Raw genomic sequence first — 15,532 nt, forward strand, 5'->3', positions numbered from 1 at the left:
TCACCAGATGCAACAGAAATATCATTTAAAGAAGTTAAAAAATTACAACATTTGATTCTGCGATCTCAAACAATAACACTTTTATTTATTATAAAGTGTGGTATCTGCATGAAATGATAATAATTATGCTAAAGCTTATTTTATTGAATTGTCAGAATTATAAGTCAATTTCCCTAAAAGTTTTAAAAAAATTTCTTCATCTTGCGCAAGAATCGCAAAAAAATCTTGATCTGTTTTTTCAATAAGGGGAATAGCTTGGCTTAAGCGTTCCTTTCCTTCTTGGGTAAGCCTATGAAATTTACTTCTTTCATTATTTGAACTGATACGCTCTACAAGTTTTTTTGTTTGAAGTCCGCCTAAAATTTGTGAAATTGTATTTGGATCTAATCCAGCATGGCGGCCAACATCAGCTTGGCTCGCTTTTTGATCGCCTTTGCTTAACCAATCAATGGATGCCAAAACAACGAATTGAGGATGTGTAAGTTTTGTGGGTTTTAAAGCCAATTCAATTAATTTGCGCCAGGTTGTACTTGTGCGCCATAATAAATATCCAGGGCTTGTTTCTGGTGTTTTATAAAGATTCCATTGATTTAAACTAGAAGGCGGTATCATCCATTAACACTCCCATTGCATGAGCAATAATTGAAAAGTCGTTAAATGGTACAGTAAAACATCCCTTTCGAAAAGGAAATCCCCAATATTTCTTATCGTGAATAAACGAAAGTTCTTCAATCAATGGTAAGATGGACGTATCTTTTGCTTGATGAAACTTAACGTTGCGGCGCCAGGGTATAAAATTAGTGTTCATTTGAAATTGATAGGGCTCCCCCGCTGAAATCTGTCCAATTGCTGTAAAATGACGATAGGGTTCATTTTCACCAAAACGTAATTTTGATGAATAATAAACAATCCAATCGCCTTCTTTCATAAGGCTTAATGGTCCTTTTTTGCCATGACACACTTGAATAATGTTGCTTTGTATAGCATTTTTCACGTGATCGTGGCTTGCAACACCTACCCAATATTTCTTCATTACTAACTGTCCACCTTACGGGCAAATTCGTCGTCAGTTTTGCGCTTCCGGTACTCATGTACTTTAGTACACTCCGTGCCGGTTCTCTATCTTCCTAGACTTTGCCTCATAATCTGGATAGTTAGAAACGAAGAATCTTGAAAATTAACAAGTTTCTTCATTAGGCCAAAAAACACGCAACCGATGTCCATCAGGATCTAATGCTACGAAAGTTCTACCAAAACTCATATTCGTTGGATGTTGCAATATTTGGATATTTTGATCGCACCATTTTTGATAAATTTCTGCACCATTTTTATGCGTGAATGCGATTTCACTTGCACCGGTTTGAGCAAAAACTTTTGGCTCTGCACTGTGACGTGACCAAAGTCCCAATTGAATATTATTGGGAAGTGAAAATAAAACAAAAGTTTCAGATTCTTCAATTGGTTCAAGCCCTAAAAGAGACGCATAAAAATTTTTGCTTATGGCAGGAGATTCAACAAACAAAAGTACAAAATCAAGAGAAAGATTAGACATTTTTATTCCTTTAGCGTTAGAAAGATACGTATATGTATAATACGCATACGTATTTAATGCAACTTATTTTTATATCCGTTTTCTTGCAATTTACAATTAATATGTCTAAAGTGGCTCGGATGCATAAATTATTTTAAAATGTGGGTAGAAAGACAAGTGGTGAGCAAGCGGAATGTATTTTTTTATACATGAGCATTGTGAATCCCGAAGTCTGACGCCCTCCACAGTTTAAAAGAAGAAAAGCATATCAAAAGGTGTATCTTCAATGAGGGTAGAAAATGACCAAATCAATATTAAAAAATTCAATTTTATTTTGTTTTGAACCTTCCATAGGTCAAAACGGTCTTTCAGAAAAAACTTTTAATACGACACTTGATTATGGTGAAAAATTTTTAAAAAAATGGCAAAATCAAAAAGATTTTCCTCTTTTTCGGTCTACGCACGAAGATCTACTTTCAAATGATTTACAACATGCTCAGGAAAAATTATCTAAATTTGACGAAATTTTAGTTTTAGGAACGGGCGGTTCAAGTTTAGGTGGCCAAACGCTTCAAGCTTTGTCAAAGAACGATAAACCAAATCTTATTTTTTTAGATAATATTGATCCTTTTACAATTGAAAAGGCATATCAAAGAAATTGGTCAAAAACGGGTATTATCGTCATTTCAAAATCTGGTGAAACGGCAGAAACCTTGTTACAGTTTTTGATTGCTTTAAAATCAATGCGTAAAGATTTAAGCGATCTTAAAATTGCAGATCATTTGGTTGTTTTGACGGAGCCTAAACCAAGTTCTTTATCAAAGCTCGCCGATTATTTTAATTGCCCTATTTTATCGCACGATCAAAATATTGGTGGTCGTTATGCCGTTTTGTCAAATGTTGGACTTTTACCTGCATTACTTATGGGGCTCGATGTTAGTCAATTGCAAAAAGGGGCGCAAGACACCCTTGATGATTTCATGAAGGCTGATCACCTTCACGACATTCCTTCATTGACGGGAGCGGCGCTTCACTTTGCATTTCTTGAGAAGGGCATCAATCAAACGGTTTTTATGCCTTACATTGATCGTTGTGAAAGACTAAGCGCGTGGCATAGCCAATTGTGGGCTGAAAGCCTTGGCAAAAATAATAAAGGATTAACGCCTATTAGATCTATTGGTGCCGTTGATCAACATAGCCAATTACAACTTTTTCTTGATGGACCTAAAAATAAATTTTTCACGCTTCTTTGTGCTGAACAAAAAGGATTGGGTGTAAAACCCGATCAAAATCTTGGGTTTACAGAAAATCTTAAATCTCTTTCAAAGCATTCATTGGGTAATTTAATGGAAGCTGAACAAAAAGCAACATACGAAACGCTCGCTCAAAATGGATGTCCTGTACGCCTTATTTCTTTTGACTCTTATAATGAGGAAGTTTTGGGATCTTTGCTTATGCATTTTATGCTTGAAACTATTTTGATGGCAGAATATCTGGACGTTAATGCTTTTGATCAACCTGCTGTTGAACAAGGTAAAATTTTGGCACAACATTATTTGAAACAAAACGAAAATATTGCAGCATGAATATACGACTTCTTCCCCAAAATCTTATTAACCAAATAGCTGCGGGTGAAGTTGTCGAGCGCCCCGCTTCTGCCGTTAAAGAACTTGTTGAAAATGCGATTGATGCAAATGCAACCTACATTGTGGTTGATATCATTGATGGTGGTAAAGATTTAATTGTTGTGACCGATAATGGCAAAGGCATGTCAAAGGATGATTTATCTTTGGCTGTTGAGCGACATGCAACGTCAAAATTGCCCAAAGGGGATCTTATGGCAATTGCGACCATGGGGTTTAGGGGTGAAGCATTACCTTCATTAGGCGCTATTAGCAGATTGTCACTTACATCACGCACTGAAAATGAAACGCACGCTTGGAAAATAACGATTGAGGGGGGTGACAGATCAGAGCCCCAACCAGCATCGCACGCAATCGGTACACGTGTTGAAATTAAAGATTTGTTTTTTGCAACACCAGCACGTCTTAAATTTTTAAAAACAACCACAACTGAATCCAACCATATTGCGGAAATAATGGAGCGTTTGGCGCTAGCTAATCCTACTATTCATTTCACCTTACGCGATACCAAAAGAACAATTTTTGATTTTCCTAAGACGGATAATGTTCTGGAGCGACTTACTCAAATTTACGGTAAGGAATTTAAAGAAAATACAGTTTTTGTTATTGGTGAACGTGACGACTATAAAATTGAAGGTTATGTAGGATTGCCAACCTATAGCCGCAATTCAGGCATTATGCAGCAATTTTTTGTTAACAAACGGTCTATTAAAGATAAAATATTGTCTCATGCTTTAAGGCTTTCATATCATGATTTGTTGGCCAGAGATCGTTTTCCTGTTGCGTTTTTATATTTAACCATTCCAAACCGAGAGGTGGATGTGAACGTCCATCCCGCTAAAAGCGAAGTGCGTTTCTTGGATTCGGGTCTTGTGCGTGGTCTTATGATTTCATCAATCAAAGCGGCGCTTCATCAACAAGGTCATCAATCAGCGCCTATTATAACGGATTTTGCGCTTTCTAAATTTAAACAAGAGCCTACGACTTTAAAGCAAGAATCCTCTAAAATTCCAGAACGACAACATGTTGGTAGTAGTTTTTTTTCAACACCTAAAAACGAAATGCCCAAAACATCTGTTCAGGAATCTTTTAAGTTAAATAGTTTTCGTGCAGCACCATCATTTGTAACTAAAAATAATATATATGAAGCAACTATAAACCAAGATGAAGCTGAAATTGTTCAATTTAAACCCGAAAATTTGTCAGAAAATTTTGTTGAGCATGTTTCATTTGAAATAAATGACGACATGAAACTCGGGCGTCCATTAGCGCAATTACACCAAAATTATATTTTATGCCAAACAAGTAATGGTTTTTTGTTGGTAGATCAACATGCAGCGCATGAACGCATTAAATATGAACAGTTAAAAAATAATTTATTATCCCAAAAATTACCACGTCAAGCTTTGCTGATTCCTGAAATTATTGAAGTATCTTCTCAAGAAAAAGCATTATTGCTGAATGCAGCAGAACATCTAGAATCTTTAGGTTTAAAAATTGAACCTTTTGGTGATGACGCAATTATCTTACGCGAAACACCAGCAATTTTAGGCGAGATTAATGCTCAAAAATTAATTTTTGATATCATAGATGAGCTTAAAACACTTGAAGAGCCACTCCATCTTAAAGAAAAAATATTGGATATATTATCAACTTATGCCTGTCATCATTCAGTGCGCGCAGGACAAAAATTGTCTATTTCTGAAATGAATCATTTATTGCGGGATATGGAAAATACGCTTTTTTCAGGTCAATGTAATCATGGTAGGCCAACTTATATTGAGCTTACCTTGAATGACATAGAGAAATTATTCGGTAGACGATAGAGCTTATTGGTATTGATCGAAATTAAATTTAAAATTTAATTATTATAGTAAATTCTAATAAAAATCGTACTTATTTTTGCGACAATAGGTAAACCAAAATAAGTATGTCGTCATTGCGAACCCCCGAAGGGGGTGTGGCAATCTAAAATTTACAAAGAGATTGCCGCGGGGCCCCTTTTTAAATTTGGGCCCCTCGCAATGACGAGTTGGGAACTGGGGGTCAACAACAAAGTTAAAATCTAATTACTCTATTAGTACGATTATTTTTAGAAAGCAATATAGCACTCTTTAATACTATTGCGGCAAACAGTAAAAGGTAATTTTATTTAATTTTTATTACATTCTGAATCTGTAGATCTAAAGAATAGGCAATGTATTTAAATTTTGAAGAGCTTAAAAAAAAGAAATAAAGCTGAAAGCAACCTGCTTTGAATACAATCCATTGTATAAATATTTTCTTTGTTTTGATGTTGTAATATGTTATCTAATTCGTCAAAATTCCTAGAATTATCGTTTTTCTATCTGTTTGTTTGTTTAAAATAAAGCGAATATTTATTAAAATATATTGAATTTTTATTTGAAGTAAAGTACAGTAATTTTTTTAGTATAAATGGATTAATGAAATGAAAAAAATTTTACTATCTTTGTGTTGTTTAAGCTTGCCTATTAATTCAGCATTTTCAATGAATAGCGACTCTAACATAATTATTGTAGATCAATCAAAAATTGATAGAAAAAATCGTCAAATTATGGGTGCAATTAAATCAGCAATCAAAAATAGTTCTGATGAAATACATCAAGAATTATTTGATTTAACGGCACCTTTTTTTCGACATCAAGAATGGTCTGTGTTTTCTCTTCTTGAAATTTTTAGATACATAGCGTCAATAAAAGACCATTCAAATTTTAAAGAAAATATTTTGTTAGCACACAATATACTAGAAAATAAAAATAAAGACATTACCCCGGCTGAATATACTAAAACATACGAATTAATTTCAACAATGAATGAATCTTCATTGGATATTGTGTTTTATTGTTTGAATAATATTTTTTTAAAAAATATAAAATTAGAAAAACTGATTCGTCTTATTAAAGAAGAAAAAAATGCAAAATTAGAAAATTTAAATAAATGGGAAAAAATTATTTCCTTTATATCAAATAGAGATACATCGGATGAGAATTATACAAAATTTCTTCGATTTATTTTAATTAATGGTGAAAAAGGTCCATCAGAAAATTGTATGGCATATTGGGATCTTTTATTTCAATTAGATAATACGGAATCTTCATATTCAGTTGATCCATTTATTGTATATGCCATCAATGCAGGGGAGCTGAGTTATGAATGCGCTTATCCTCTTTTAAAGAAAATTCTTGAAAAATATCCATACCGTAATTTTGAATCACGTCAATCTGTGGCTACTTATATTCTTCATAGGGCTGAATCATCTATGTTTAGAGATCGATTTAATTATGTTTGCGATAATTTTGGATCCCAAGATTTTGATTTTGTTCATTATATGAATTATATCAATCATGTTTATGATTTGAACGAAAATGCTTTTGATGCGTTGAATACAATTGTATGCTCCATCAAGTCTATTTATCCTGAATGTATTGATTTGCCGGGTAATAAATTCAAAAAATTTATTGATTTCATGTTGTTGCAGACAGAAGATAAGCGCAATTCAATTTTTGAAAATATAAACATTCAATGGGTAGAGGCTGAATCTAAAACGCCCAGATATTTTATCGAACTTATGGACTCAATCATTGCATCTGATGTGCTTGAAAAAGAACACTTAGCGATTATAGAAAAAGAGCGTCAAGAACGTTTAGAACAGGAAATGTTGGCGCTTTCAGAAAAAGAAAAACTGGAGCGATTAGAAAGAGAACGTCAAGAACGTTTAGAAAAAGAACGTTTGGATAAGTTAGAAAAAAAACGATTAGATCGTTTGGAAAAAGAATCTTTTAATCGTTTGGACGCAGATCAATTAAATAATCTTGAAATAGAATTATTACAAAAATTATATAATCAAGATAATATTAGCCTTAAGGAACTTATTGATAATCGTCGAAAATTAATCAATATAAATCAAAGACGATTTGATTTTTTATCTTTTGATGAACAGCAAGCGTTTTTGGATGATTTTAGAGCTAAACGTTTAGCCATTCTCATGCAACATCCCATAAACGATGAGGAGGCTGATTGCTTAAGTGAATTAAACGCGTTAGATGAAATGTTTTTTCAACAAATACAGCTTTTAAAATCAATCGAAGACGTTAAAAAAGCATTAGAAGATCACAAGCAAACGCGATTAAATATTCATCTTTCTGTAGCTAGAACTGATGAAGAATCAGCGTTAATTGCCGATGATGAAGAAAAAGAAGCTGAATTAATTGATGATGATGTCATGCATGTAACCAATCAAATTATGAGTCAAGATGATGAAAATAATTTAATTATTAACGAAGAAAAAAAAGAAGAAAGCAATTTAATTGATGAAGATGATTTTAGAGCATATTTGAAGACAAAATTATCTATTTTTATTTTAGGAAATTTAGAAGCTAATAATTTAGAAAAACTATCGCGTGAAGCTTTTCTAATTGAATTTGATGCAAAGGGGTTTGATCAATTTTTTGTTGAGCATTGTTTAGCAGAATGGGATGATATAAAGAAGTTTGAATGTTCTCGTGGCATTATTGTAAAACGTCAAAAAAGTCGTTTATTAAATAAATTGAAAAGCTTAATAATGGTGGATATAGATTTAACGTATGAGGCATTTTTAAAGACACTACCATTGGATGTTGATCTGCAGATGACTCAAGACATATGGGACGAGATAGCAGAAGATAGTCGTCAGGAAGAAATTGTATGGCAAAATCTTCAGAAGCTCACGATACAAGAGCGGAAAGAAAATGATCAAAAGTGGCTTGAAGAATTGCGCGCGAAACGATTAGCTTATTACAATCAGCTTCTTTTTCAAAAGAAGAAATAACACGATTAAGTGAGATGGGTTGAAAATGTTGCAATTCATCTCATTGCAAACGCGAGTTCGGAATTAAAATTATTAAAAATCAATAGGTTCGTCGTTGCGAGCGGCAAAGCCGCGTGGCAATCCAGTTTTAAAATCAATGTACAGTATTTGAAGGACTATTTTCTGGATTGCTTCTTTGCCCCATTTAATTTGGGGCTCATCGCAACGACGGAAAGTTTAGGTTTTCTGAAGAATGAATTATCGAGTTCGCGTTATAACTTTAAAGATTATCTTCATCATATTGATCGTTAGGTTTGTGAAAGTTTCTAGCATTTGCTTGAAAGGGGTCATCGTAAGGATCAAAATCATCATATTGATCGCGATAATGATCGAAATGTTGATCTTCCTCGTTATATTCTCTGAAAGTGCTTGAAGTTGATCCATAGGGATTTTGGCTTTCATACGATTTTTTTTCGTGCCTACTTTTTGACCGATGAAGACGGCGATCATCTTCATTGTCTTCATCATCAGAATGCCTGAATATATTTAGACGACTAGCTTGCCTTGTGAGATAATGCTGCATGCGTTTTTTATGTGAAGCTTCTTTTTCTTTTGCTTCATCACATTTAGATTTAGCTATATGTGTTGCTTCAACGCGTTTATCTTTGGTAAGTTCTAAATAACGGCGGACAAAAAGATCATCAGCACCATGTGTAAAGAGACGTTGTAAAAACTTTTCATGTAAGGCGTCTTCTTCTTTTTGAGACATTTTTTTAGGAATTTGAATTGATTTTTGACTGGGGTTTTTTAGTTGAGAAGAATTTAAATTGGCAGGCTTTTTACTTGTGCTTAAATTGGTTGATGTCATTGGCGGAGGGGGTGGACCTAGTTCTTCAATTTCGGATTCATACTTCAATTGTTGGTCATTGTCTGAAGATAAAATAGTGAGTTCAATAACAGGGCTTTCATCAATATTTGCAGATTTGTTTTGAATTTCATCTTCTTCATTCGTTGTTGTTGGCTCAAATAATTTTTCATCTTGCTCTATTAAATCATCAGGGGGTGTTTTAATTACACTTTCACTTTTCAACTTAGGTAGAGATTCATCTTGTGGTTCTTCAACCTCTTCATCATCCATTGTAATGATTTTTGCTTGATCTTTATCAATCTCTATATCATCAAACGCATTATTAATTTGATCTAAATCTTCTTTGTGTTGAAATTTATCGCTACACCATTTGTAAATTTCAGGAATTTTAAGGCCACCAAGCCAGGTTAAAAAACCGCCCGCACCACCGATACCTAATCCTATATAAGTCCAATAATAGGCGCCAAACGATTGCATTAAAATATCGCCTAAGGCATACCCTGCTACAAGGCCTGCTGCTTCTGCTGCACATAAGGCGCCAAATTCTTTAGCTGTAAAACTTAAAAAACTAGCTGTTTTATCTTCCTTTTGTGTATTTGTTGGTTTTGTTGATTGGCCAGGTTCTAGTAAAGAACGTCCAATCCAATAGGCTTCAACTTGTCTATCATCAGGCACTTCGTCTTCAATGTCGTCAGAAAAAAGACCACTTATGGCTTTTTGGGCTGTTTGATCACCGGGCACCATAAATCCTTCTTCATTAGGATGATCGTGGGCCTCGAAAAATATTTGCGCATAAGGGTGATGTGCATCATATCCCACGACCATTTTATACCCTATGGCAATCATATACATTAGTTTTTCAGCTTCTTTAGTATAACCTTGAAAATGAAGTTTTTTAATTGCAAAATTATCGAGATTTAGTACGATCTTAAATATCTTTTGTGCTTTTTTAATATTTTCTTCATCAAGATGAAGTGTATATTCGTCTATTGCTACATGGTTCATTTCTATTTCAACAAAATCTTCGTTATGAAAAGGCATGTTTGGCATTGATTGCGCATGTGGCTTTGTATCTAAAGAATCGTCGTCAATTACATTCTCATGTTGTTTTTTATGGTCAATATTATCTTCTTCAATAGGCGTTGGATTATGTCCCCAGGGATTAAAAGTGCTTAAGCGATGGAGCAGTGCTTTAGACCATCGTTTTAATCTTCCTTCCTCATGTGTTGTCTCTTTTCTTGGTGAGCGTTTTTGTAATTCATCATTCTTTGTCGTAATGCGTTCATGTTTTGTGATTTTTCGGTAAAGGGTTACAAATTTTTGATCATCTTCGCTTGTACCGTAAAGATGTATTAAGAATTTATCGTCTAGTTTCTTTTTTTCTTTAGGAGGTAATGTTTGGTATTTTGATAATTTTTCAAAGCTTGAACTTTCTTGAATGTTCAATGTTTGTACAGTATCAATGCTTGAATTTTCAGCAGAAGGTTGTTTGCTATTTTTTGATTTTTTTGATCTGCCCTCTTCCATGGCAACAATGTCTTCAAATTCGTCATCGTCCTCAGCTTCTTTCAGTTTATTTAAATTCTTTTTACTGCGACGTCTTTCTTTATATTTTTGATACATATTGTAAAGTTGTGAACTTGCAAACCAAGTAAGTGCGCCGCCTGCAGCGCCTATGCCAAGACCTATATATATCCAGTAGCTTTGATTTAGCATTTGCTGAAGTGCTTGCCCTGCTGCAAAACCACCTGCAATGCCTGTTGCTTCAAAAGCGAGTAATGATCCAAGCTCTTTTGCTGAAAAAGTTACCCATGCGCCTTTTTGACGATCCTCCAGTAATTTTTTACCATCTTGTGCAAGTGCTGTTTTTTGTGCAGAACGTGCGAACCAAAAGGCTTGCATGCTCCAATCATCAGGTACATCATCTTCAATGCCATCTGTATAAAGGCCGCTAATCGCAACCATTGATTTTGGATCACCTTCAACAGAAAATCCGCTATCGCCAGGATGTCTATGGGCATCAAAAAACAATTGTGCAAGGGGGTGGTTGGGATTATAGCCCAACACCATTTTGTACCCTATTGAATTCATGTATAAAAGTTCTTCAGCTTCTTCGATAAATCCTTTAAAATATAAATCTTTCACTGCAAATAAATCTAATAATAATGACATTTTGAAAATTTTTTCAGCTTTTTCTTCGGGTGTTTCATCTGGATTAATTTCAAGCGCTGCTAAATGTTTATTGGTTTCTTCATCTTTTGAATTTGCCGCATAAACTGAAAAATTAATATCTATTAAAAGTAAAATTATTAAACTGAAATGGAATAATTTCTTAATAAACATTAACACCACCTATAAATTTTTTTATAATTTAGTCTAACATTCTTATTTTTTTTGAAAATATTTTTTTTATGGCAGTATTACTTATAAAATATAAAATTTATTTAAAAAATATTTGATTTCAGCGGAGAAATAGAATTGAAGATAAAATTTTTAATTAGAAAAGCTAATTTGCTTTTACCTTTAGCAACTCTTTCCATTCAGTTGTATAATGTGGTGATTTTAGTAAGGATTTCGACTGCCAAAGACGTTTTGTGCCAATGCTTGCGCTTGTAACGGTTTCTTTGCCATGTTTGCGATTGATTTTATCCATTAATTTCATGATATCGTCTGATTTTGGTTGAGTGGGTGTTTCAAGAAAATTAACTTGTGTTGTATCTATTGGACAAAAATCATACAGCATAATGCCCGCTTTTTTATAAGCAGTCCCAGGTTTAAAGATGGATTTTAAGGCTGTTTGAGCAGCACCAATCAGCGCAAAACAATCATTTGTTGCACGCTCAAGCGGCAACAGAATTGTGTCATGCCGGTAGGATTTTCCAGGCCCAGATTTCATTTGTAAAAATAAAGATCCTTTCCGCGCCATGCGTTTGTCTTCGCGTAGTTTTTCAGAGGCACGATGTGCATAAAGCGCAACAGCTTCGCTTAATTCTTGGAAATGGGTGATGCGATAACCAAAAGATCGCGAGACAACAATGGATTTTCGAGGATTTACAAGATCATCAAGGGGAATACAATCGATGCCTTGAAGCTCCATAAGAATGCGTTGTCCCATAATACCCATTTGTTTTTGAATCCATGAGGAAGACGTATTCACAAAATCGTAAGCGCTCCATATCCCATTGCGTTCTAGCAATTTTGTTGATTGCCGGCCTATTCCCCAGATATCTCCAATTTTTATTTGTTGAAGCAGATGGTTTGAATCTGGCAAAGAAGGGATGAATGCAACATTTTTATAATCAGGATTTTTTTTGGCGAGCAAACTCCCCAATTTTGCAAGCGTTTTGGTTTGTCCAATGCCAACAGAAATAGGGATGCCCGTATATTGTGTAATGCGTTTTTTTAATTTTTGCCCTTCTTCTTGAGCTTGTTCATAATTAAGTCCTTTGAAACTTATAAAGGCTTCGTCAATTGAATAAATTTCAATCTCGGTGGAGGCTTCTTGCAGAATTGACATAACGCGTGAAGACATATCCGCATAAAGGGGGAAATTAGAGGATTTTGTGATGATGTTATGACGCGTAATGAGTTCTTTGAGTTCAAAAACAGGTTGTCCCATTTGAACGCCCAAGGCTTTTGTTTCATTCGAGCGCGCAATCACGCAGCCATCATTGCCGGATAATACAATAACAGGTTTGTTATGTAATCTTGGATCAAAGACACGTTCGCAGGATACATAAAAATTATTGCAATCAATAAGGGCTATTAAATTTTGGGCATTATTATTAAAGGAAATATTCACGCAACAAACTTCTTATAAAGAAAATAAGTAAAATCACAATAATGGGTGAAAAATCAATGCCGTTAACAGTCGGAATGATCCGACGAATCGGCCTGTAAACAGGTTCCGTGATGCGATAAAGAACGTCGTAGATTGTGGCGATAAAGCGATTATAGGTATTGACGATGTTAAAAGCGATAAGCCAACTTAAAATAACCGAAATTATCAGCGCCCAAACATAAAGTCCTAAAATAGCATCAATTAATAAAACGATTGATTTCATAAGCCTACCTGATTGAATTTATATTTTTGCTGGATAAAGTATAGCAGATTTTTTTTTTTTGACTATATCCAAAGATTTAAACGCTTGAAAGAGTTTTGGTCATATTAATTGCCAATAAAAACTATTTGCATCTTAAAAAAAATAGCTTACCGTGAAGTTAAGAAAGCTAATTAAATTAACTGGAGTTAGAAATGCTAAGAAAATTCAAGACATTATTAATGGGTACGGCACTGTCGATTACCTTAATTGGGGCAGCCAATGCTAGTTGGTTAACGTTTCAAGGGCAAGAACAGGTTGCTGATATTTTAGCGGATGGTTGGACACAATGTTCCGATGGTCAAGATTATGATCTTGTACAATCAAGTTTTGATGCTGATGAACGCGCAAAAGTTGCAAAATTAAAGGATAAAGAATTTGGTGTTGCGCTTATTCCTGAAAGACATGTTTTTTCACGCGAAACTGAATGTGATTATACGTTGAAGTTCGCTTATAAAGATTCAAAAGACAATACGAAGATGTTATCAATTAACGTTGTTCTTCAAAGACAACCTCATCCGATGGGCAAAAACCTAAATATGGATGAAATTGTTTTAAAAGTTAATGAAATGCTTCCAGGCATTGTCACTAAAGTGCTCACTTTCATTGTGCCACAGATTGAAAAAGTTGCGCCAGAACTAATTGATTCTATTGTTGGAAAATTAGATACAACAACAACTGATCCCGTTTCTGGTGAAGTTTCTTCTCCATCGGCCGCTTCGTCCTTTATAACAATGGTATTAAATCAATTTAAACCTTTAATTCCAATGTTGACGTCAGCATTGAATTCGTTTGGACCAGAAATTGCTCATAAGATTTTTGCAGCTTTGGCTGGTGCGTTAGGTGTTGATTTACCGGCTGCTTTACCAGCTTCTGATCCAGCTGTTGTACCTGCTGTTGATCCAGCTGTAGTGCCTGCTGTTGTACCGGCATCTGATCCCGCTGTAGTGCCTGCTGTTGATCCAGCTGTTGTGCCAGCTATTGATCTGGTCGTTGCAAATTCAGATGATAAACAAAAAAAGCCTAAAGATGATAAACCTAATAAAAAACCCAAAGATGGCGATAAAAAACCACATGACAAAAAACCTAAAGATGGCGATAAAAAACCTAAAAAAGATAAAGAGTAAGTAAGTGTAGTCGATAGACATGAGGAATAGACAAGGAACAACGAACAAAGTGTATCCTTATATACATGAGTGAGGCGTGACGATGTATCCTTCCAATGGCTATCGACTGTATATCCTGACTTTTTGAAGATCTCTTTAGAAAGTCAGCACGATGTTATTTAAAAAAAACCAGGTCTAACGGTCTGGTTTTTTTATATTCAATGGATTTTCTTAATATTCTTTAAATAGTTAATACAAATTAATTTTCTTAATATTTATTAATGTTAATTTTTTATATGTTTATACAAATACTTATAGAATAAAATATTCTATAGTCATATTTATTGTCTTTTAAAACTATTTTAATCAGAAAAAAAATAGCCTATCGTTATATCAGAAAAAAGTAATTAAATTGACCGGAGTAGGAAATGCTGAGAAAAATCAAACTATTATTAATGAGTGTTGTGGTAACGCTCACGTTTTTAGGGGCAGCCAATGCCGTCAATTGGCCAACAATAAGTGGTTACGATGCAGTAGCTGATATTGCTTCACCTGGTTATTCAGCTATTGGTGAGCACAATTTTGATTTAGTTCAAGGCAGCTTTAATTTAGATGAGCGTTTAGCAGTTCTTGATGCTCCGTTAAACCAAATAAAAGAAATATCCTTTGAACCAACAGATTCAGAAGAAGAAGGAAATATTAAAAAATATTTTTTAAAAATATCTTTTGAAGATTCCGCTAATTATGAACCATTATTAATTGATGTAGCCCTTAAAAGAGAAACAGAAGAAGAAGCTCAAGTTAGGGAAGCGATCCAAGAAGAAATTGATGTGCTTCGAAATGAGCTTGAAGCTAAAGAAGAACAAATAAGAAATTATGAAGAACTTGTTCAGCAGTTATTGGCTAAAATTTATGCAAGTGAGCATCCCGATGCAGTTGTTGATCCAGTTGTCGAAGTGCCCGCTGTTGAACCGGTCGTTGAAGTGCCAGCTGCGGATCCAGTAGTCGAAGTACCAGTTGTTGAACCAGTTGTTGAAGTACTAGCTGCTGATCCAGTTGTCGAAGTGCCAGCTGCTGATCCAGTGCTCGAAGTATCAGCCGTTGAGCCAGTTGTCGAAGTGCCAGCTGCTGATCCAGTAGTCGAAGTGCCAGCTGCTGATCCAGTGCTCGAAGTACCAGCCGTTGATCCAATCGTTGAAGTACCAGCTGCTGATCCAATCGTTGAAGTACCAGCTGCTGATCCAGTTGTCGAAGTGCCAGTTATTGAACAAGTAGCTGAAGTGCCAGCTGTTGAAGCAGTTGTCGAAGTGCCAGTTATTGAACAAGTAGCTGAAGTGCCAGCTGCTGATCCAGTCGTCGAAGTGCCAGCTGCTGATCCAGTCGTTGATGAAGCGCCAGTAGTTGCACCAGTCGTTGATGAAGCGCCAGTAGTTGCACCAGTCGTGGATGAAGCGCCAGTAGTTGCACCAGTCGTTGA

At 34.9% G+C, this 15,532-nt stretch carries 11 protein-coding genes; 5 read left to right on the forward strand and 6 right to left on the reverse strand.

The window, feature by feature from the left end:
• Nucleotides 1–135: 135 nt before the first annotated feature.
• The 3 genes from Q8L85_02855 to Q8L85_02865 all read right to left on the reverse strand — a co-directional run bounded on the left by Q8L85_02855 (nt 136) and on the right by Q8L85_02865 (nt 1,552).
• Nucleotides 136–612, reverse strand: coding sequence for a MarR family winged helix-turn-helix transcriptional regulator (locus tag Q8L85_02855; GenBank protein MDP1723621.1), 477 nt, complete (start codon nt 610–612; stop codon nt 136–138).
• Nucleotides 596–1,033, reverse strand: coding sequence for an EVE domain-containing protein (locus Q8L85_02860; protein MDP1723622.1), 438 nt, complete (start codon nt 1,031–1,033; stop codon nt 596–598). Before Q8L85_02860 ends, Q8L85_02855 begins: the two co-directional genes overlap by 17 nt.
• 144 nt (nt 1,034–1,177) lie before the next feature.
• Nucleotides 1,178–1,552, reverse strand: a complete 375-nt coding sequence (locus Q8L85_02865; GenBank protein MDP1723623.1) for a VOC family protein — start codon at nt 1,550–1,552, stop codon at nt 1,178–1,180.
• A 278-nt stretch (nt 1,553–1,830) separates the two neighbouring features.
• Between Q8L85_02865 and Q8L85_02870 the strand changes: the two genes are divergently transcribed.
• From Q8L85_02870 to Q8L85_02880, 3 genes are all read left to right on the forward strand, one after another.
• Complete coding sequence (locus Q8L85_02870; protein ID MDP1723624.1) at nt 1,831–3,117, forward strand: glucose-6-phosphate isomerase; 1,287 nt, start codon at nt 1,831–1,833, stop codon at nt 3,115–3,117.
• Nucleotides 3,114–5,000 (forward strand): DNA mismatch repair endonuclease MutL, encoded by a 1,887-nt coding sequence (gene mutL / locus Q8L85_02875; GenBank protein ID MDP1723625.1) that lies wholly within the window; start codon nt 3,114–3,116, stop codon nt 4,998–5,000. Before Q8L85_02870 ends, mutL begins: the two co-directional genes overlap by 4 nt.
• A gap of 623 nt (nt 5,001–5,623) precedes the next feature.
• Complete coding sequence (locus tag Q8L85_02880) at nt 5,624–8,002, forward strand: hypothetical protein (protein ID MDP1723626.1); 2,379 nt, start codon at nt 5,624–5,626, stop codon at nt 8,000–8,002.
• Between the two features lie 259 nt (nt 8,003–8,261).
• Here the strand turns inward: Q8L85_02880 and Q8L85_02885 are convergent, their stop codons facing one another.
• From Q8L85_02885 to Q8L85_02895, 3 genes are all read right to left on the reverse strand, one after another.
• Nucleotides 8,262–11,192, reverse strand: coding sequence for a hypothetical protein (locus tag Q8L85_02885; protein ID MDP1723627.1), 2,931 nt, complete (start codon nt 11,190–11,192; stop codon nt 8,262–8,264).
• A 163-nt stretch (nt 11,193–11,355) separates the two neighbouring features.
• Complete coding sequence (locus Q8L85_02890) at nt 11,356–12,651, reverse strand: Y-family DNA polymerase (GenBank protein ID MDP1723628.1); 1,296 nt, start codon at nt 12,649–12,651, stop codon at nt 11,356–11,358.
• Nucleotides 12,635–12,913: a YggT family protein gene (locus Q8L85_02895; GenBank protein MDP1723629.1), complete on the reverse strand. Its 279-nt coding sequence runs from the start codon at nt 12,911–12,913 to the stop codon at nt 12,635–12,637. Before Q8L85_02895 ends, Q8L85_02890 begins: the two co-directional genes overlap by 17 nt.
• A gap of 191 nt (nt 12,914–13,104) precedes the next feature.
• Between Q8L85_02895 and Q8L85_02900 the strand changes: the two genes are divergently transcribed.
• Nucleotides 13,105–14,076 carry a hypothetical protein gene (locus Q8L85_02900; GenBank protein ID MDP1723630.1) on the forward strand — a complete coding sequence of 324 codons (972 nt, stop codon included), beginning with the start codon at nt 13,105–13,107 and terminating at the stop codon, nt 14,074–14,076.
• Nucleotides 14,077–14,483: 407 nt separating this feature from the next.
• On the forward strand, nt 14,484–15,532 hold a 1,049-nt coding region (locus Q8L85_02905), incomplete at its 3' end, for a hypothetical protein (protein MDP1723631.1).

Source organism: Alphaproteobacteria bacterium (assembly GCA_030680745.1).
Classification (GTDB): domain Bacteria; phylum Pseudomonadota; class Alphaproteobacteria; order JAUXUR01; family JAUXUR01; genus JAUXUR01.

What these genes read in the sequence shown, in the direction of transcription:
- Q8L85_02895 (MDP1723629.1), bottom strand. Translation starts at nt 12,913, where the DNA reads ATGAAATCAATCGTTTTATTAATTGATGCTATTTTAGGACTTTATGTT.
- Q8L85_02900 (MDP1723630.1), top strand. Translation starts at nt 13,105, where the DNA reads ATGCTAAGAAAATTCAAGACATTATTAATGGGTACGGCACTGTCGATT.
- Q8L85_02880 (MDP1723626.1), top strand. Translation starts at nt 5,624, where the DNA reads ATGAAAAAAATTTTACTATCTTTGTGTTGTTTAAGCTTGCCTATTAAT.
- Q8L85_02870 (MDP1723624.1), top strand. Translation starts at nt 1,831, where the DNA reads ATGACCAAATCAATATTAAAAAATTCAATTTTATTTTGTTTTGAACCT.
- Q8L85_02855 (MDP1723621.1), bottom strand. Translation starts at nt 612, where the DNA reads ATGATACCGCCTTCTAGTTTAAATCAATGGAATCTTTATAAAACACCA.
- Q8L85_02860 (MDP1723622.1), bottom strand. Translation starts at nt 1,033, where the DNA reads ATGAAGAAATATTGGGTAGGTGTTGCAAGCCACGATCACGTGAAAAAT.
- Q8L85_02865 (MDP1723623.1), bottom strand. Translation starts at nt 1,552, where the DNA reads ATGTCTAATCTTTCTCTTGATTTTGTACTTTTGTTTGTTGAATCTCCT.
- mutL (MDP1723625.1), top strand. Translation starts at nt 3,114, where the DNA reads ATGAATATACGACTTCTTCCCCAAAATCTTATTAACCAAATAGCTGCG.
- Q8L85_02885 (MDP1723627.1), bottom strand. Translation starts at nt 11,192, where the DNA reads ATGTTTATTAAGAAATTATTCCATTTCAGTTTAATAATTTTACTTTTA.